Source organism: Pseudopedobacter beijingensis (assembly GCF_042678145.1).
Lineage (GTDB): Bacteria > Bacteroidota > Bacteroidia > Sphingobacteriales > Sphingobacteriaceae > Pseudopedobacter > Pseudopedobacter beijingensis.
The window spans coordinates 143640-162896 of sequence record NZ_JBHUDG010000004.1 but is presented as its reverse complement, the minus strand read 5'-3'; the positions used below and the strand labels follow the sequence as shown (position 1 = coordinate 162896).

15 protein-coding genes are annotated in these 19257 nt (G+C 35.7%); 3 read left to right on the top strand and 12 right to left on the bottom strand.

Annotated elements, in window-relative coordinates:
- Positions 1 to 11: 11 nt before the first annotated feature.
- On the bottom strand, positions 12 to 2729 hold the full coding sequence (locus tag ACFSAH_RS05650) for a TonB-dependent receptor plug domain-containing protein (RefSeq protein WP_379661735.1): 2718 nt from the start codon (positions 2727 to 2729) through the stop codon (positions 12 to 14).
- 121 nt (positions 2730 to 2850) lie between these two features.
- The gene (dcd, locus tag ACFSAH_RS05645) at positions 2851 to 3387 is read right to left on the bottom strand and encodes a dCTP deaminase (protein WP_379661734.1); all 537 of its coding nucleotides are present in this window, start codon (positions 3385 to 3387) and stop codon (positions 2851 to 2853) included.
- A gap of 74 nt (positions 3388 to 3461) precedes the next feature.
- Here dcd and ACFSAH_RS05640 point away from each other — a divergent pair, with 74 nt between their 5' ends.
- Positions 3462 to 4106: a 4'-phosphopantetheinyl transferase family protein gene (locus ACFSAH_RS05640; protein ID WP_379661733.1), complete on the top strand. Its 645-nt coding sequence runs from the start codon at positions 3462 to 3464 to the stop codon at positions 4104 to 4106.
- 68 nt (positions 4107 to 4174) lie between these two features.
- Positions 4175 to 4879 (top strand): lipoyl(octanoyl) transferase LipB, encoded by a 705-nt coding sequence (gene lipB, locus ACFSAH_RS05635; protein ID WP_379661732.1) that lies wholly within the window; start codon positions 4175 to 4177, stop codon positions 4877 to 4879.
- 191 nt (positions 4880 to 5070) lie between these two features.
- On the opposite strand, the gene ACFSAH_RS05630 is transcribed toward lipB, so the two are convergent.
- From ACFSAH_RS05630 to ACFSAH_RS05585, 10 genes are all read right to left on the bottom strand, one after another.
- Positions 5071 to 6552: a catalase gene (locus tag ACFSAH_RS05630; RefSeq protein ID WP_379661731.1), complete on the bottom strand. Its 1482-nt coding sequence runs from the start codon at positions 6550 to 6552 to the stop codon at positions 5071 to 5073.
- 226 nt (positions 6553 to 6778) lie between these two features.
- Positions 6779 to 7456 carry an MgtC/SapB family protein gene (locus tag ACFSAH_RS05625; RefSeq protein WP_379661730.1) on the bottom strand — a complete coding sequence of 226 codons (678 nt, stop codon included), beginning with the start codon at positions 7454 to 7456 and terminating at the stop codon, positions 6779 to 6781.
- A 220-nt stretch (positions 7457 to 7676) separates the two neighbouring features.
- Positions 7677 to 9314, bottom strand: a complete 1638-nt coding sequence (gene groL / locus ACFSAH_RS05620; protein WP_379661729.1) for a chaperonin GroEL — start codon at positions 9312 to 9314, stop codon at positions 7677 to 7679.
- Positions 9315 to 9422: 108 nt separating this feature from the next.
- Positions 9423 to 9698, bottom strand: a complete 276-nt coding sequence (locus ACFSAH_RS05615) for a co-chaperone GroES (protein WP_379661728.1) — start codon at positions 9696 to 9698, stop codon at positions 9423 to 9425.
- 327 nt (positions 9699 to 10025) lie between these two features.
- Positions 10026 to 10370, bottom strand: coding sequence for a preprotein translocase subunit SecG (gene secG, locus ACFSAH_RS05610; RefSeq protein WP_379661727.1), 345 nt, complete (start codon positions 10368 to 10370; stop codon positions 10026 to 10028).
- A gap of 8 nt (positions 10371 to 10378) precedes the next feature.
- Complete coding sequence (locus ACFSAH_RS05605; protein ID WP_379661726.1) at positions 10379 to 11488, bottom strand: hypothetical protein; 1110 nt, start codon at positions 11486 to 11488, stop codon at positions 10379 to 10381.
- 36 nt (positions 11489 to 11524) lie between these two features.
- On the bottom strand, positions 11525 to 12037 hold the full coding sequence (locus ACFSAH_RS05600) for an LptE family protein (RefSeq protein ID WP_379661725.1): 513 nt from the start codon (positions 12035 to 12037) through the stop codon (positions 11525 to 11527).
- The gene (locus ACFSAH_RS05595) at positions 12038 to 13285 is read right to left on the bottom strand and encodes a sigma-54 interaction domain-containing protein (protein ID WP_379661724.1); all 1248 of its coding nucleotides are present in this window, start codon (positions 13283 to 13285) and stop codon (positions 12038 to 12040) included.
- 47 nt (positions 13286 to 13332) lie between these two features.
- Positions 13333 to 14754, bottom strand: coding sequence for a tRNA (N6-isopentenyl adenosine(37)-C2)-methylthiotransferase MiaB (gene miaB / locus ACFSAH_RS05590; RefSeq protein WP_379661723.1), 1422 nt, complete (start codon positions 14752 to 14754; stop codon positions 13333 to 13335).
- A gap of 630 nt (positions 14755 to 15384) precedes the next feature.
- Positions 15385 to 17157 carry a WG repeat-containing protein gene (locus ACFSAH_RS05585; RefSeq protein ID WP_379661722.1) on the bottom strand — a complete coding sequence of 591 codons (1773 nt, stop codon included), beginning with the start codon at positions 17155 to 17157 and terminating at the stop codon, positions 15385 to 15387.
- 303 nt (positions 17158 to 17460) lie between these two features.
- On the opposite strand from ACFSAH_RS05585, the gene ACFSAH_RS05580 reads away from it, so the two are divergent.
- Positions 17461 to 19257: a hypothetical protein gene (locus ACFSAH_RS05580; RefSeq protein WP_379661721.1), complete on the top strand. Its 1797-nt coding sequence runs from the start codon at positions 17461 to 17463 to the stop codon at positions 19255 to 19257.

Below are 19257 nucleotides of genomic sequence, written 5' to 3'. Positions count from 1 at the left end.
CCTCTCAACTGTTAATTCACATTATAGCGAACAACTTTCCTACCAATATGTCCATTTAAGTCCGTTCCTTCTATAACAATTCTGTACGTACCTTTTCCGTCCGAATTGACGATATTAAATTTAGCTGTTCCGTCCTTTTCTGTAATCACTCTAGGGTTCCAGTAAATGGTACTTCTGTAATCCATCATCGTACTGTTGCTGTGTTCTGGTTTATCATAAACCGGCGAGTAAAACTCTTTACCCCTAAACAACCCCAGAGGCATATAAGATATGATTCCCGGCGAATAGCTATTGGAAAAACCACCACCACCGCCACGCTTGGTATTGATAACAATAACACCACCTCCTCCTCTGGAACCATAAATTGCCGTATAACTAATACTTTTCAATATCTCTACACTCTCCACATCATTTGGATTAATCGAGTTGAGCATTTCTGACTCTACATACATTCCATCCAAAATAATCTGTACCGGGGCATCTCCTCCATTACGCATAAAATATGGTTCGCCATCCCTAAACATCAACCCAGCTACTTTTCCCATTAATGCAAATTCCATGGTAGGGGCATTTTCCAGTTCACTAGCTGTTATAATACGATCCGCATTTCCCGGACCATTCAGATTTGAAGAATTATCTAAAGCCTGAGTGGCTTTATCTACCACCCTTACCTCGTCAAGCATAATTGTTCTGTCTGCTAAACCAAATTTCAACAGTTCCTCGTAATGTGTTTTGCTGTTTTTCAGATAAGCCATCATAGAACTGCTTATGTTTACAGACAGTTCACTTCTATCTATTTTAGGAATTTCCTGAGTAGCTATATCATCATCCATCTCTATCTCAACAAATTTCTTCCCTTTTTCTGACCTTGCCTGTATTACAAATTTGGTACTATCCGGGAATAAAAGACTATCTATCACAAACTCTCCCATTTCATTGGCCTTGGCTTGCAATATGGTGGATAGTTTTGTACCGAAAACTATAATACTTGCATTTGGAACAACTTTTTTGTTGTTTTTAACCTGACCACGTAAAGCTAACGTAAGTTCTGGTTTGTATTTTAATGGAGCAGGAGTAGCTCCACCTATATCTACCCAATTAAATCTTCTCCATCCTTGTGTTAACATTAACACATCTAACTGATCTCTTTTATCTCTATCGTAATTAACAAAGTAATAATTTGGCGTTTCTATATTACCTCTCAAATCTGAATTGAGCAGAATTTCTGAAAAAATAGTCACTTCTTCTTCCTCTTTTACAGGCACTTTTATTTCATCTGTTACTGCTACCGAGAACGACCCTATAAATGGATTACCTGCTTTATTCTTCACTTTTAACTCAAGTCCTACCTTCTCTCTTGTTTTATAAGTCTTTTTCAAGCTTTCGCTGACATCTAAATTCAGAAAATCATCTTTATAGATAAATGCCAAACGCTCTGCCAACGGCTGCTGCTGATCATTAAAAAGCGTAAACTGCGCTATTCCTAACGGAAACTGCGAAACCGGAAACCTAACTACAAACCCTCCTACTTTTGAAAGTGTGGAAGCAGCCGAATAAATCAGGTTACCGGATGACTGAGCGACCAATGACAAATTTCTTCCGATATTTTTTTCGGAAAATGACTGATTGGACAATACTCTGATAATGATACTGTCAGCATTTTCATTAAAATTAGCAGAAAGGGTTATTCCTTCTGGTTTTATTGATGGCAGATTATATTTTTTCTCGCTGCCATCTGCAAATTTTAATACAGCATAATAGTTTTTTCCAACCTCAGGGACAAGAGAGAAAAAGCCCATCCCTTTATACTTCGGGTTAATGACTGCAATGGCATTTCCTCCTTCTTCCTCTACAAACCCTTTAACATCTAATCCCAATCCGTCTGATTTCACAATTTTAAATCCTACTCTGGAACGTACACCGCTTATTAAATCACCACCTTCCGGAAAAAACTGCATATCTACTTCTCCGGAAATCTGATTAATAGGAATCCATTTATTTACCGTTGTCCTATCCGATATTTTAATAGATGTGGCAATTAAACCTGTACCAACTTTCTCCGATTTAGGCCTGCTAAACTTGACTATAATATTTCCATTGCTATCGGTTACCCCTTTTCCTTTAGCTATTTCTTTTCCCTCCAGATCTACTTTATATACAACCTCTTTATTACCGTAAGCATTGCCTTCTATATTTTTATAATTTATTTTAGCAGTAACCTCTTCTGTATTACCTGCCGGTGCATAGGTATATTGGGTTTCTACAATAGTCTGATTGGTTCTTACATCGCCAACTTTATAAACATGATCAAAAAAGTAACGGGTATCAAAATTCCTCATCCAATTAGTATAGGCTCTGATACGATAATTCCCTTCTTTCAGGGTATCTGGCAAAGTAAAATTTCCCCAGCCGGTACCTGCGGCTAAAGAAATCTTTATACGATTTCTCACTTTATCTTTCTGATCCAGAAACTCTACATACAACAAGTTACTTTTAGGTGTAGGGCCTAATGTTTTCGCATCAAATACGTAGGCTTTAAACCAAATATCATCTCCTGCGGCATAATAAGGTTTGTCTGTATGTAAATAAACCTTTTCTTGCACCCGTTCATCATTGTACTTTTCAAAGGCGCTAATCAGATTTTCTAGTGAAGTGATATTGCTGCCCGCAAATCCTAAACATATTGCAGCAAACAAGCCGGCTACAATATATTTTGCTTTTGTTTTCATTGGCCTATAATTAAAATATTTATTGAGTTGATTAAATACAAAGAAGTTTTTACTGAACGGGCACTTAAATTCTAATGATTATAAATAACAAAAAAACAGCTCCTTCATATCTCTTATATTTTTAAAATTTATTCTTCCACATCATGCTTTCAACAGGCTTTGTAGTTTTATTGTTGTACTTTGCGTTTCCTTTAGAATTGTACATTGTTTCTATATCTCCCTCAACCACAAAATAAATCAACTGACCTATAGGCATTCCTGTATAAACCCTAACAGGCTGTGCTACCGATATCTCCAACGTCCAGGTATTACAAAAACCCACATCTCCTTTCCCGGCAGTGGCATGTATATCTATCCCTAACCTTCCCGTACTGGACTTTCCTTCTAAAAATGGCACATGCCTATGTGTTTCGGTATATTCTAACGTAACTCCCAGATAAAGCGTATTGGGTTGTAACACAAATCCATCCTTAGGAATCTCAAAATGCTCTATTTCATTATGCTTCTTTGCATCCAACACCCTGTCTTTATATACTGCCAGGTATTTCCCCAGATGAACATCATATGAATTTGTGCCTAAACATTCTCTTTTGAAAGGTTCTATAATAATGCTGCCTTTTTCTATTTCTTCTAAAATCCTTTTATCGGAAAGAATCATCTTATATGCATATTTAATTCTCTAAATTATGATTTATTTAAAATAGTTTTGTGCAAAATATTTAAATTTAACAAATGCCCCTGATACACCTTGAGGAAGTAGCCAAAGAAACTTTTTTTGGACTTTGGAAGATAGAAGAAACTCCCGGAGAGCTTGAAAAGCAGCTTCAACTGAAAGAACATGAATTGCTTGTTTTACGGTCTTTACAAGGCGAAAAACGTAACTTGCATTGGTTAGCTACAAGAGTACTTTTAAGGAAAATGTTATCTACTGATGATTATATAGATTGCCAGGCTGACGAAAACGGAAAACCTGTATTAATTAATCTTCCTCACCAGATTTCTTTAAGTCATTCTTATGACTATGCTGCGGTAATGATAAGCCGAGACAAAAAAGTAGGCATAGACATAGAAGTAATCAAAGATAAAATTGATCGGGTAAAACATAAATTCCTTAATAACTACGAGCTTAACTTTATCAATCAGGAGCATAAACTCGAACATTTATACGCCTGCTGGTGTGCAAAAGAAGCACTATATAAGCTGAATGGGAAAAAAGAAACTTCCTTTAAAGACAATATCCGGCTGGATGCTTTTGACTATACTGAAACGGGAAAAATATCATCCCGTATAGAGAAAGATGGCGCTAAAATGAAGCATTACACTGTATATTATCGTAAATTTGAAAACTATATGTTAGGCTACGTTAATGAAGATTAATGAGGCATTTATTCACATGCAGACATATTATTAGCTAAAAACATATTGGGTGAGATTATTTTGTAGATATGCAGAAAAATAAGCGTGTTATTTTTGAAGATTGGGGTCTGACTTCTTATGAAGAAGCCTGGCAAAAACAGGAAGATATTTTTTCTAACACCATTGCTATTAAAACAGCAAATAGAAATAATCCGGATAATGAAGAACCAACCGACAACTATCTGATATTTACGGAACACCCACACGTCTACACTTTAGGAAAAAGTGGAAAACCCGAGAACCTGCTATTAGACGAAAAAGAGCTGGAAGAAAAAAATGCCACTTACCATAAAATAAACAGAGGTGGCGATATTACTTACCACGGTCCCGGGCAAATTGTTGGTTACCCCATTTTAGATCTGGATAATTTTTTCACCGATATACATCTGTACCTAAGAACATTAGAAGAGGCTATAATTCTTACGCTTAAGGATTATGGTATTAATGCTGGTCGCTACGAAGGATATACAGGTGTGTGGATTGATGGCGACAATGACAAAGCCAGAAAAATCTGTGCCATGGGTGTACGTTGTAGCCGTTGGGTTACCATGCATGGTTTTGCTTTTAATGTAAATGCCGACTTAAGTTATTTTAAAAATATTGTGCCTTGTGGTATAGATGATAAGGATGTAACCTCTATGGAGAGGGAGTTAGGCTCTAAGGTTAACATTGATAAAGTAAAAGAGGTGCTACAAGGACATATTTTTGCGCTATTTGGAATGCAAACTCCCTAATAAAATCTTTAATAAAAAAGAGATCGTTTCAAAAAAGTAAACCTATCATCCCACATCCTGAAAGAAGTCAAAGGATTTCTCTTTGCTAAACAGGAATAGTCACTCCTAAATCTTGTGCTAAGCTATCGGGATAACTAAGTTTTTATTATTTCTGAAACGACCCCTTTAATTTTTAAAACATTGTGTAACTATTAATGAGAATTAGGACTTTTAAAGTTATGTACATCACCCATTGTCATTCCTAAAGCTTTTGCTACCCCTTCCCCATATGCAGGATCTGCTTTATAGCAATTCAAAATATGTCTTACCTGAATAAACTTTTCTGCCTGACCTACTTCTGCAGCTGTATTTTTAAACAGTAATGCTTTTTTCTCATCTGTAAGCAACCTGAAAAGATTACCTGGCTGAGAATAGTAATCATCATCGTCCTCTCTAAAATTCCAGGCATCTGCATCACCATAAAGTGGCAAAGGTGGCTCTCTAAACTCCGGTTGCTCCTGCCATTCTCCGTAACTATTAGGTTCGTAATGCTTAGTTCCTCCAAAATTACCATCTACACGCATAGCTCCATCTCTATGAAAGCTATGATAAGGGCATTTCGGCGAGTTTACAGGTATCTGATAATTATTTACCCCTAATCTATAACGTTGTGCGTCTCCGTAAGAAAACAAGCGTCCCTGCAACATCTTATCCGGAGAAAAACCTATACCGGGTACTATATTTGTAGGATTAAAAGCAGCCTGCTCTACATCCGAAAAATAATTTTCAGGATTTCGGTTTAGCTCAAATTCACCAACAGGTATCAGTGGATAATCTCCTTTTGGCCAAACCTTAGTTAAATCAAACGGATGGTAACGATAGGTTCTGGCTTCATCTTCAGTCATAATTTGCACATACATCTTCCACTTAGGAAAATCGCCACGCTCAATAGCATCAAATAAATCCCTCTGATTACTTTCTCTATCCGTACCTATTGTCTTTATAGCTTCTTCATTACTCAGGTTTTCTATACCTTGTTGAGTCACAAAATGAAACTTAACCCAAAAACGCTGATTTTGTGCATTATAAAAACTAAATGTATGACTACCAAAACCATGCATATGACGGTAGGATTTGGGTATTCCTCTATCACTCATTACAATAGTTACCTGATGTAAGGCCTCCGGTAATGAGGTCCAAAAATCCCAATTATTATTGGCACTTCTGAGGTTTGTTTTAGGGTCACGTTTTACAGCATGATTCAGGTCCGGAAACTTCATAGGATCTCTAAAGAAAAATACAGGCGTATTGTTGCCTACCAAATCCCAATTTCCCTGATCTGTATAAAACTTCATGGCAAAGCCACGAATATCCCTTTCAGCATCAGCAGCTCCTCTTTCTCCTGCTACAGTAGAAAATCTGACAAACATTTCCGTCTGCTTTCCTATCTGCGAAAAAATGCTTGCTTTCGTATATTTTGTAATATCATGGGTAACAGTAAAAGTTCCAAATGCGCCCGATCCTTTTGCATGCATTCTACGCTCAGGGATAACCTCTCTATCGAAGTGAGCCATTTTTTCAAGGAACCAATAATCCTGAATTAACATAGGACCTCGTGGTCCTGCGGTTTGTACGTTTTGGTTATCAGGTACCGGCGCGCCAGTAGTCCTGGTCAACTTTTTTTTATTCTCCATAAATGTAAGACTTTTTGCCCTACTCAATTTACGTTTAAATATCTTATTATCAAAGCACAGCGATTTATTTTAATTCAATCTTAATATCACAAAAGGGTTGTATCAGAAGTAAAAATATTGTCATTTAGATGAGCACAGCGAAGAGAAATCTTATTTCCTGGTACTCCTGATACAGATCTCTCGATTACGCTTGGGGTGACAAAGTCCTTTTGATACAGTCCCTTTATTAAAAATCAAATTCAAGAATATTCTTATCCTGTAACATGGTTTCCACAAAAAAACTGTGCTGCTCTGGGCTACCTGTTGCTTCCCAGGTTCCTGAAATTACGCCATTTGCCAATCGTTGGCTTCCTCTTTTTATTTTTAGTTTAAAGGTTTTTAAAGACTCTTCATATTTTTCAAGACTTTCCCCTTCATACCGTTGCACTATTCTATAAACACGTTTGGTATATCTTTTTTCAAAGAAATTTTCGACATAAGGAAAAATAATCAATGAGATTATTACAATAAATGTTACTCCAACAGCCTGTTCAAAAAAACCTCCGCCTACCGCCATTCCAATAGCAGCAACAATCCAGATTACACAGGCGGTTGTAAGGCCCGACACTCTGTTATCCTCTTTAAAGATAACACCCGCACCTAAAAAACCTATTCCTGTAACTATGTTCGCTGCAATTCTATCATGACTGTTAACGCCTATTTCTATGGAAAGTATAGTAATAAGTGTTGCGCCTAAACCAATCATAATCATTGTTTTCAGACCAGCTTGCTTATTTCTAAACTCTCTCTCTGCCCCAATAACACCACACAGCAGGGTTGTCAATAAGAACTTATTGATTTCGGGTTGCGTTAAAATATGCCTTCCCCCTAATAAATCTTCGATCATGGTCATGTCTATAAACATATCTTAATGAATATAACTATTTTGAGAAATAAAAACAATTACCCTATAAATGTTTTAGTATCTCCTAAAAACCTCATGTATAACTTGTCTGTAAATCATTCAGGGTGCATCTTTATCATGTTTTAAACAGCTAATAGCAATTCCTCATTAGCTGACATTAAAACACAAAAAAGCCAGACGAAAATCGTCTGGCTCAATATATACTTTAGCGAATGTTATATTACATCATTCCGCCCATGCCACCACCCATAGGAGGCATTGCAGGAGCTGCTCCACCTTCTTCCGGTTCGTCAGCAAGAACACATTCTGTAGTCAATAACATTGATGCAATGGAAGCTGCATTTTCTAATGCTACACGAGAAACTTTAGTTGGATCGATAACTCCAGCCGTAATTAAGTTTTCGTAAACATCTCTACGAGCATTATAACCGTAATCTGCAGTTCCTTGTTTTACATTATGAACAACAATAGATCCTTCGATACCTGCATTTGCACAGATTTGACGTAAAGGTTCTTCGATTGCTCTCTTAATGATATTAACACCTGTTGTTTCGTCTTCGTTTTCTCCTTTTAAATCCTCTAAAGAAGCAACTGCTCTAATGAAAGCAACACCACCACCAGCAACAATACCTTCTTCTACAGCAGCTCTTGTTGCATGTAAAGCATCATCCACACGGTCTTTCTTTTCTTTCATCTCAACTTCTGTAGCTGCACCAACATAAAGTACGGCAACACCACCAGATAGTTTAGCTAAACGCTCTTGTAATTTCTCTCTGTCGTAATCAGAAGTGGTTGTATCTATTTGAGCTTTGATTTGGTTAACACGAGCTTTGATATCGTCTGCATTACCAGCTCCATTAACTACAATAGTATTGTCTTTATCTACTACAACTTTCTCTGCCTGACCCAAGAAAGAAAGATCTGCGTTTTCTAATTTAAAACCTCTTTCTTCTGAAATTACAGTACCACCAGTTAAAATAGCGATGTCTTCTAACATAGCTTTTCTTCTGTCACCAAAACCCGGTGCTTTAACTGCCGCTACTTTCAGAGAACCACGGATTTTATTAACTACCAATGTAGCCAATGCTTCGCCGTCTAAATCTTCAGCAATAATTAAAAGGGGTTTTCCTGTTTGAACTTGTTTTTCTAATACAGGCAACAATTCTTTCATGTTGCTGATTTTTTTGTCGTAGATTAAAATATAAGGATTTTCTAATTCTACTTCCATTTTATCAGCGTTGGTTACGAAGTAAGGAGAAAGGTAACCTCTGTCAAACTGCATACCTTCTACAGTTTTAACCTCTGTTTCTGTACCTTTTGCTTCTTCAACAGTAATTACACCGTCTTTACCAACTTTACCCATTGCTTCTGCAATTAAAGAACCGATTACATCATCGTTATTTGCAGAAATAGTAGCTACTTGTTTAATTTTGTTATTGTCTTCGCCAACCGCCTGAGATTGAGATTGCAAATTTCCAACAACTACAGATACCGCTTTATCTATTCCACGTTTTAAATCCATTGGATTTGCACCAGCAGCAACGTTTTTAATACCTGCTGTAATAATAGCTTGCGCCAATACTGTTGCTGTTGTTGTTCCGTCACCAGCAATATCAGCAGTTTTTGATGCCACCTCTTTAACCATTTGTGCACCCATATTCTCTAAAGCATCTTTTAATTCGATTTCTTTAGCGACAGAAACACCATCTTTAGTTACTACAGGAGACCCGAATTTTTTATCGATAATTACGTTTCTTCCTTTTGGGCCTAATGTTACTTTTACTGCATTAGCTAATTTATCAACACCATTTTTTAGAGCGTCTCTAGCCTCTACGTTATATTTAATTTGTTTTGCCATTTGTTTTTTAATGTTTAGTACTTAGGTGTAAGTGCTTAAAATCACTTACGATCTGGATACTCTATTTAAATTTTATAAAACTTTAATATTGAACCTAAAATCTTACTACTACAGAATAGCGTAGATATCAGCTTCACGCATAATCAAATACTCTTTACCTTCATAAGTAATTTCAGTACCAGAGTATTTTCCGTACAACACTTTGTCGCCAACCTTAACAGTTAAAGGCTCATCTACTTTACCGTTACCTACTGCTACAACTGTACCGCTTTGAGGTTTCTCTTTTGCCGTATCAGGAATGTAAATACCTGAAGCTGTTTTCTCTTCTGCAGGAGCAGCTTCTACAACTACTCTGTCTGCGATAGGTTTAATGTTTAACGCCATAATATATTTTATTTTTTATTTTTTTTGATTTATACACTCTCTACCTATCATACAATATGCCAAAGCTATTTTATGACATATTTTCACAAAAAAACCAACTCTTTACACAAAGTTACAGGAACTCCGGTGTCAGCTTGACAGCCATCCATAACTAAAAAACTGACAGGTACTGTAACTGAACGGGCGGAAGATAGATATTTATTTTATAGATATTGTTATGATACCTATTAAAAAAGTAAGTCAGAAGTAAATTCTTAGCAAAAGACCGGATAATAAAAAAGCCACTATTTCAGTGGCTTTTCTTCTATTTCTTTAAAGGAATATGTATTATTTCTTTGTTGTATCTGAATTATTTCCTTGTGGCATTGCAGGTAATGATGAAGGCACAGTTGTTTTGTCTATCTGCTCCTGAATTTTCGAATCCATTTTAGCACCTGATTTTCCTGAACCACCAGTAAGACTGACATTGATAAGTACCGAAAGAACAAAAAGAGCAATAGCTAAACCCCAACTTCCTTTTTCTAAAAAGTCGCCCGTTCTTTGCACTCCCATAATATTGTTAGACGATGAAAAACCTGAGGTTAAACCTCCTCCTTTTGGGTTTTGAACCAATACAATCAGTACCAATAAGATTGAAACAAGAATTGCTATTATTACTAAAAACGTTATCATATATATCTTTAATTAACCTTTAATTCTAAATATTTTATTTGGCTCGCAAAATAAGCGTTTTTTTCCGGATATTTCAAACTTAATTTTCTGTAAATATCTAAGGCTTTGTGATAAAGCATTTGTTCTACATAAACTTTAGCCAAAGTCTCGGAAACAAGTTCATTATCATCTTCCGAACTTCTCTTAGCTTTATTCTCCGTATCTATCTTATTTGCAGGGGGTGGCGCAGTAATATGTGGTTCTTCTTTTATAAACCTTTCTATAATCTGGTGTTCCTTTCTCATAAAGTCGAACGGAACTGTTGATCTGTTTCCGCCATCCTTATCTAATTCGTCCGTAGAAGTCAGATGAAATATATTCTCTGCTATCTGATGGTCCAGCACATTACTTTTCTTTTCTATAGGCAGAGTGGTATCCAGATAAAAATCTGCATAGGGTCTGATATTTTCATACTGCTTTCTGGTTTTATTAAGCCACCACAAAAACGTATAAGGTAATCTTTCTTCGTGATACCTGAATATATTAGGCTGACTTACTACCGGCAGGTTAGTTTGTCCCGAATCAGTAAAACCAGTTGTATTTACATCCAGCTCGTCTTCCTGAAGGTACTCATCTCCCAGCGTCTCTATATAAGGAGCTTCTGTTATAGTTTGTTCCTCCAATTCCTCAACAACCTCCTCTACCAAGACTTCTTCATCGTCAATTTCAGGTAAAGCTTCTTCCTCTACTAAATCAGCAATTGGTTGAGTTAATATTTCTATAGAAGTATCTTCTTGCTCTATCTCCTCTAAAATAACTTCATCTTCTGGCGCTACTGCTTCCTCAGTATCTTCGGGTTCTGCTACAGGGATTTGTTCTGTAACAGTTAGCTTTTCAGGATGATGAATTACATCATACAGAATATTTCTGGACGGAGCTATAGCTGCAGCTTCTGCCAAGTATTTATCATACGAAGACGTTCCTACAGCACTTTTGGCAGCTAATAAATAAAAGGTATGACAATAAGGATATTCCTGAATCAGCATTTTCAACTGTTCCAAATTTGTTTCTCCTAATTGTTCTAACTGAAATATTGCGTTCAACTTTTCTTTACTTGTATTTATTTCTTCTTGCTGCACTACTTATCTTTATCTTATGTGAAAGTAAGAAAACCCTTACCAATTAGCAAAAGCCCTATTATAAATATCTTCCGTTAATTGTTGGCTTATGTCTTTAATCAGGTTTTGTTCTATACTTGCAAAAGGCGTTGTAGCCGAAAAATCCTGATATCTGGTAAAACTCTGATCAAAACTTTTATCAGCCTCTATGCTATTAACATACTTCACCTGTACGGTAATCGAAAGCCTGTTCTGTGCTGCCGTAGGCATATTCCCACCCTGTATAGACACGGGTTGTACTGAATATCCTGTTATTTTACCTTCAAAATGTGCGTCGCCATCTGTACGTAAAAAACTTAAGGAAGTTTGCGTTCTGATACGCTCTTTTAATGCTTCTGTAAAGTTCTGACTTAAAGACGGCACCACTAATGGTGATACATTTTCAAAAAGGGAGACAGAAACGGTTTTCATCCCGGCTGAAATGGAACCTCCGGTAAAAGAATAGATACCACAACTGTTTATTAAAAATACAATTGGCAGAATTACCAGCAATAAAACTTTACTTTTCATTTAGTTGAGGTTTAATTCTTTGATTTTGCGGTACAATGTTCTTTCGGAAATACCCAATTCTTCTGCTGCTGATTTACGCTTACCTTTATGCTTTTTCAAAGCCTTCTTTATCATATCAGCTTCTTTATCTACCAGAGACAAAGACTCTTCTATTTCTTCAGCGTCTTGTGTTTCTGCAATTCTAAAATCATCGTTACGGGTAACCAAAGGTGGCTGAATGGTCAGCTGCTGCTGATCGGGAAGGTGCGTTATATCATTTTCGTTATCATACAGAGTATTAAGAATATGTTGATGGTTTTCTGCAAAGGTTGCAACGTTACCACCATTTCTTATAATTTCTGCCACTAATTTTTTCAACTCCACCATATCCTTTTTCATATCGAACAGGACTTTGTAAAGAATATCTCGTTCCGAAAAATCGTCTTTCTTTGCCCCCCCTACCATCATAGGTAATGAGGTCGTAGGTTGTTCCATCGGAATATAATTCAGCAAGGTAGCTCCCGTAATATGACGTTCTTTTTCTAAAACACAAACTTGCTCTGCAATATTTTTTAATTGCCTTACGTTACCCGGCCACGAATAGTTTGTTAATATTTCTACAGCATCGGGTGCTAATGTAATGTTAGGTGAACGGTATTTGTCTGTAAAATCGGCTACAAATTTCCTAAACAATAAATAAACATCTTCTTTTCTTTCTCTTAACGGCGGAATTTTAAGCGGAACAGTATTCAACCTATAATAAAGATCTTCTCTGAATTTACCTGCTTTTACAGCTTCGAACATGTCCACATTAGTTGCAGCCACAACCCTTACATCTGTTTTTTGCACTTTTGAAGAACCTACTCTAATATACTCTCCGGTTTCTAAAACACGTAGTAAACGGGCCTGCGTACCTAAAGGTAACTCGCCTACTTCGTCCAGAAATATAGTCCCTCCGTTTACGACTTCAAAATAACCTTTTCTGGCCTCATGTGCTCCCGTAAAAGATCCTTTTTCGTGTCCAAAAAGTTCTGAATCTATTGTTCCTTCTGGTATAGCCCCACAGTTAACAGCTATAAACGGTCCGTGTTTACGGGCGCTTAGCTGATGAATAATATGAGAAAAAACCTCCTTCCCAGATCCACTTTCGCCGGTTATAAGCACAGTAATATCTGTAGGGGCCACTTGTCTGGCTATATCAATTGCCCGGTTAAGCAAGGTAGAATTGCCTATTATCCCGAAACGTTGCTTTATTTCCTGTATATCCATCTATTTTTTTCGATGTTTATATCCTGATTCCCGATCGATAGGTTATGCTATTGCGCAATTTTACCAATCAGGGTAGCAGAAGTAGCTCTTTCTATTAAGACATTTACATACTGACCTGGTTTGTACTCATCAGAAACAGGGAATACAACCATAAAGTTTTGGTCGCTTCTGCCACAATAATCTGCTTTAGATTTTTTTGAAAAACCTTCTATCAAAACTTTTTCAACCTTACCTACCCTTTGCTGGGTTCTATAATTACCATGTATTTGTTGCAAGGCAATTACCTCTTCCAGTCTTCGTTTTTTAACATCTTCCGGCACATCATCCTTAAATTTCTTTGCAGCTGGTGTACCTGGTCTTTCAGAATAAGAGAACATGTAAGCAAACTCGTATTTAACAAATTCCTGCATGCTTAATGTATCCTGGTGTTCTTCTTCTGTTTCTGAACAAAAACCTGTTATAATATCTGTAGAGATTGCACATTCAGGAATGATTCTGCGAATAGAGTTTATTTTCTCCATATACCACTCCCTGTCATAAGTTCTGTTCATCACTTCCAGTATCCTGGTGTTTCCGGATTGTACTGGTAAGTGAATATATTTACAGATATTTTCGTACTTAGCCATAGCATACAGTACTTCGTCTGTTATATCTTTTGGATGCGATGTAGAAAACCTTACTCTTAAATCGGGACTTACCAAAGCCACTTTTTCTAATAGTTGAGCAAAGTTTACACTTATTTCTTCGCTATCCGCTGATTTCCATTTATAAGAATCTACATTTTGCCCCAATAAGGTAACTTCTCTATATCCCGCATCAAAAAGGTCTTGTGCTTCTTTTACTATAGAGAATGGATCGCGACTACGCTCTCTTCCACGGGTAAACGGTACCACGCAAAAAGAACACATATTATCACAACCTCTCATGATTGAGATAAAAGCAGTAATTCCGTTAGAATTTAATCTTACCGGACTAATATCTGCGTAAGTTTCCTCTCTGGACAATAATACGTTTACCGCTTTACTTCCATCATCAACTTTATTGATAAGATTTGGTAAATCTCTGTACGCATCCGGACCTACAACCAAATCAACCAACTTTTCTTCTTCCAAAAACTTGGACTTTAAGCGCTCTGCCATACATCCCAGCACACCAACAATCATATCCGGTCTTTTTGCTTTGGATGCACTAAACTCTTTCAGTCTGTTTCTTACTCGGGTTTCGGCATTTTCCCTGATAGAACATGTGTTAATAAACACAACATCTGCTTCGTTAAAATCTGGTGTAGTAATAAAACCTTCTTCTGAAAGAATGGATGCAACAATCTCACTATCAGAAAAATTCATAGCACAACCATAGCTCTCAACGTACAGCTTTCTTCCGTCATTATTTTTCGAGGAATCTAGCACTAACGCTTCTCCCTGTCTGCTCTCATCGTGTTCTTTAGAAGGAATATTCAATTCTAACATCTCTATTAATTTGGGATTACAAAAGTAATCTTTTTTTTGAAACAAAATGACAGTTTGTCAGTTTTGTTAAACCTTTTAAATCTATTTAATAGGAGTTAGGTTGAAGCAGCAGGGAATAATGATTTCCTCTGGCACTCTTCAACCTATATCTTTTAAAAATCTAAATTTCAGGAAAAGTCCCCATTCTGTACCGACACAAGTAGCAAACATCTTATCTATCTTTCTATTATAAATCAATATTTAGTCTATAGTGAGTCCATGTTTTCAGTTAAAAACATGGACTTGGAATGGATACTTATCATTATTACCTTAAACTAAGGTAAAATCTGTTCACCTTCATTCCTTAATCTGTATTCTTTTAGCAATAAAGTATCTTTAATTCAAAACAGCTGATGTAGTATTTACTTTTTTAGCTATAGAAAAAGAACCTCCTAAAACCGTAAAAACACATAAGCAACTATGAATTAACACATTGAAAATACAGGCTACCCTGTCTTCCAAAAAATTCACGCTGTGGTATATACTTGAAAGGAAAAGATTTATGAAGGTTAAAAACACCTTGACTAATATTTTTTAGTATGCAAAGTAAGACAACCTCCGTAAAAGATTTATTATCTCTTGCTATTAAGCCTAATCTACTTTATAGGCATAATTAAAAGAGTCCCATTTTAAATGTATATTATCTTCACCTGTTAAAGTGCCTCGTCCATGGCATTTAGGACAAGAGTTTCTGGTTTCGGTAACACTATCTGGAGTTTTTTCATATCTGGTTACCGGGGTAGATTTCTCTACTTTATAACCGTCATAACTATTGGTTGAAGGATTCCATTTCCTTTCATAAGAAGTAGTAGTCTTATATTCGGTAACCGCTCTTGTGCCACCGCTTTTAGAATTAGAAGTCAGAGAGTATCCTTCTCCTCCACATTCTGTACATCTTAATTTTTCCTTTTCATTTATTTCTATGTAAACAGGACTAGGTTTAGCCAATGTAGAAACAATAACTTCTCTGTTTTCTCCAAATCTAATTATGCCATTGTTATAAGTAATAGATTCATAATAAGGAAAAATCAAAACCTTATTTCCTTGTCTAAGTCCAACCCCATTAAATGCATCCTTATAAACTGATTTATACACCTCTAACTTGCCAACAGGCGTATCAAAAGACTTCACTAAATCGCCTTTAGAAAGATCTACACTTTTACCCGATTTATCTATATACCCCCAGGTTTCTACATCCTGAGTACGCAATACTTCGGCTAATCCTTTATTAAAAGGGCGTACTTTATAAAAAGAGACAGCTATTTCATTTCCCTTCAAGTCCACATACCCCATTTTATTATCTCTTTCTACTACAAAATATCCTTCCTGTAACAAAGTTTTCTGTTCATCGGAACCATAAAATATCTTATCATATTTGAGAGGCACTATTTCTTGTCCTTCATTATCCACAACACCTAATTTAGTTCCTTTTCTTACTGACGAATAACCATCTTCGGCCCGGGTTGCTTCATCGTATACAGGCAAAACAAGTTGTTTATTGCGTCGCATAAGCCCAAACTTCCCGTTATTACCTTTCACCCATTCACCGGGATAAATACTTTTATTTGTTCCTTTTATATTAAAAACGGTATCTACTTCCCATTTATTCCCTAATTTATCCATTATGGTTGCCACTCCATTCACAAAAGGACTGGCTATCTGTAAAACAGGAGGAAAAGCAATTGCTCCATTGCTATCGAGATAACCTCGTTTCTTTTCATGCTTTATATAGTCTTCTATGGTATAAAATGGGATATAACCTCCGGACAATGGACCATCTACATAAATACCTGGTTTCTCGTAAAACATAACTTTACCTGATTTATTGATAAATGCTTTTTTGTCGCCAAGCTCTACAAGTGCCAATCCTTCTGAAAATGGCTGGGCTGCTTGATATTTTAGTGCAATAACTTCTTGTCCTTCTTTATTAATATACCCAAACAAAATATTTTTATGTCCGTACTTATTTTTAATTTCTTTGGAAACAACAGCTAAACCATCAGAAAATGGCATAGCACTTTCATACTCTATAGGAATTACTTTTTTTCCTGATTTATTTATATACCCCCATTTACCTCCACTTGCAAAATAATTTAAAGGAGAAACAATAACCCTTTCCCCTCCTATATTCACTATAGACATTCCATCAAAAAAATGACTTGCTACCTGATATTTTGGTGCTATTATCTCCTTTCCTTCTATATCTACAAAACCATATTTATTACTGAGTTTTACTCTTGCCATTCCTTCGTAAAAAACACTGATTTCATCATATTTTGCAGGACATATTATATTGCCTGTCTTATTAACAAGTCCCCATTTTCCATTTGTATCTTTAAAAAATTCCTGGGCGTGTGTATTCATTATTACAATACACAAAAAGATAGTTAGCAGGGACGCTTTCATGTTTATATGGCTTAAACTCAAAAGTAGAAATTCATATTCATAAAACACTCATATTATTAAAGTTAACAACACTTTTTCATTGATTTAATGTGGGTTAGTTTTTCAACAACATGTTCTTAAATATTATAGTGATTTTCTTATGTAAAACACACCAAATTACTATTCACACACAATACTACTTTTGTAGTATTGTGCAACAAATACTGCGCATTTATTTATGGCCAAATAATTGGAGGTAATTTTATTTATATATTTATGCTGATGATAAAAAAAATTGCCCCGTTTAAGAAGAAACCTATCAGGGTAGTCTTTATTGTGATTACTTCCCTGTTTATTACGCTATCAGCCATAATCATCTTTATTGGGGTAAAATGGAAGCCAATCCTTAAAGAAACTATCAAAAACACGGTTATTGATGTTTCTGATAGCTTGTATCATGTCGATTTTTCAGACATTAAAATGAACTTATTTACGGGAAGTGTTTCATTCAAGAATATAGAAATCAAAACCGATTCTATCACCTATCAAAAAATGGTGGCTACCGGACAAGCACCAGAACATATCTTTCACCTAAAAATAAAACAACTCCATATCAAAAATATTAAACCTTTTAAAGTTTACCTTCACAGACGACTGGACATAAACAGTATAAAAATAATTGAACCTGAACTAACTCTTACCTACAACCGACTAAAAAACAAAACAGACAAAAGTATTGACACCAGAACAACATACGAAAAGATCAAGAATACTTTGCAATCTGCTAAACTGGAGAATTTATTCCTGAATGAAATTGCATTTGTTTATATAGACAATTCTTTAAAACAACCCGAAATCACTAAAATAAATAGGGTAAGCATACATGCAAATGATATATTGATAGATTCTATTTCTCAGTTTGATACTACACGTATTTTCCATTCTAAAGACATTAATGTACAGCTCAATGATTTTGAGTATACGACGGTAGATTCTTTATATGACATACAAATTAAACATTTAACAGGATCTACCAGACAGAAAAAACTGATAGTAAACGGGGTCCAGCTTACTCCCAGATATAAAGAAATGGCCTTTTCTAATCTTTTTGAAAGGCAACATGAAAGGTATAGCCTTAAAATGGACACCATTAAGCTTGAAGAAATTGATATCTCTCAGTTAATAGATTATAGAAATGTAAATGCAAGAAAACTGCAATTGATTGATGGTAACCTATCTGTATTTTTAAATCGGTCAAAACCAAAAAAAACAATTGATAAGGGGATAAATTTCCCTCATTTGGCTTTGAAACGAATAAACTGGACTATAAACACGGACACTATTGATATTAAAAAAATAAATGTTGCTTACACAGAATACAACCCTAAAACCAATAGTAATGGTACTGTTTTCTTTAATAATTTACAGGGAAAAATTTTAAACGTCACCAATGATTCGGCCTTACTACAAAAAACAAAATTCATTGATGCTAATTTGCATAGTTTGTTTTTAGGAAAGGGCTTATTAAATGTAAATATAAGATTTGACATGCTAGCCTCAGACGGAGGATTTAGTTATAGCGGTAGTTTAAAAAATATGGAACTGCAAGCGGTTAATTCGTTATCTAAACCATTGGCTAAAGTAACATTTGGTTCGGGAAAACTAAATGAACTGGATTTTTCAGTTAAGGGAAATCTTAAGGGTGCCGGCGGAACCGTTAAAATTCTCTACGAAGATATGCGCATTGGCCTGATGAAAAAAGATTCTGAAAACGAAAACTTCAAAAGAATGGCTTTATTATCCTTTTTAGCAAATAATTTGGTATTAAAAGACTCCAATCCTTTAAAAGGTGAAGCAGTGAGAGTAACTCATCCGTATTATGAAAGACCAAGAGAAGGCTCTTTCTTTAACCTCATGTGGAAAGTGTTATTTTTGGGATTTAAAGAAACCATTGGTATCACAAAACAAAAAGAAGCCCAAATAAAAGAGGCCTCTCAAGCATTCAAGGAATTAATGAAGCAAAGAGAAGAACGAAGACTTAAAAGACAATTAAGAAAAGAACAAGAAGATAAAAATTAG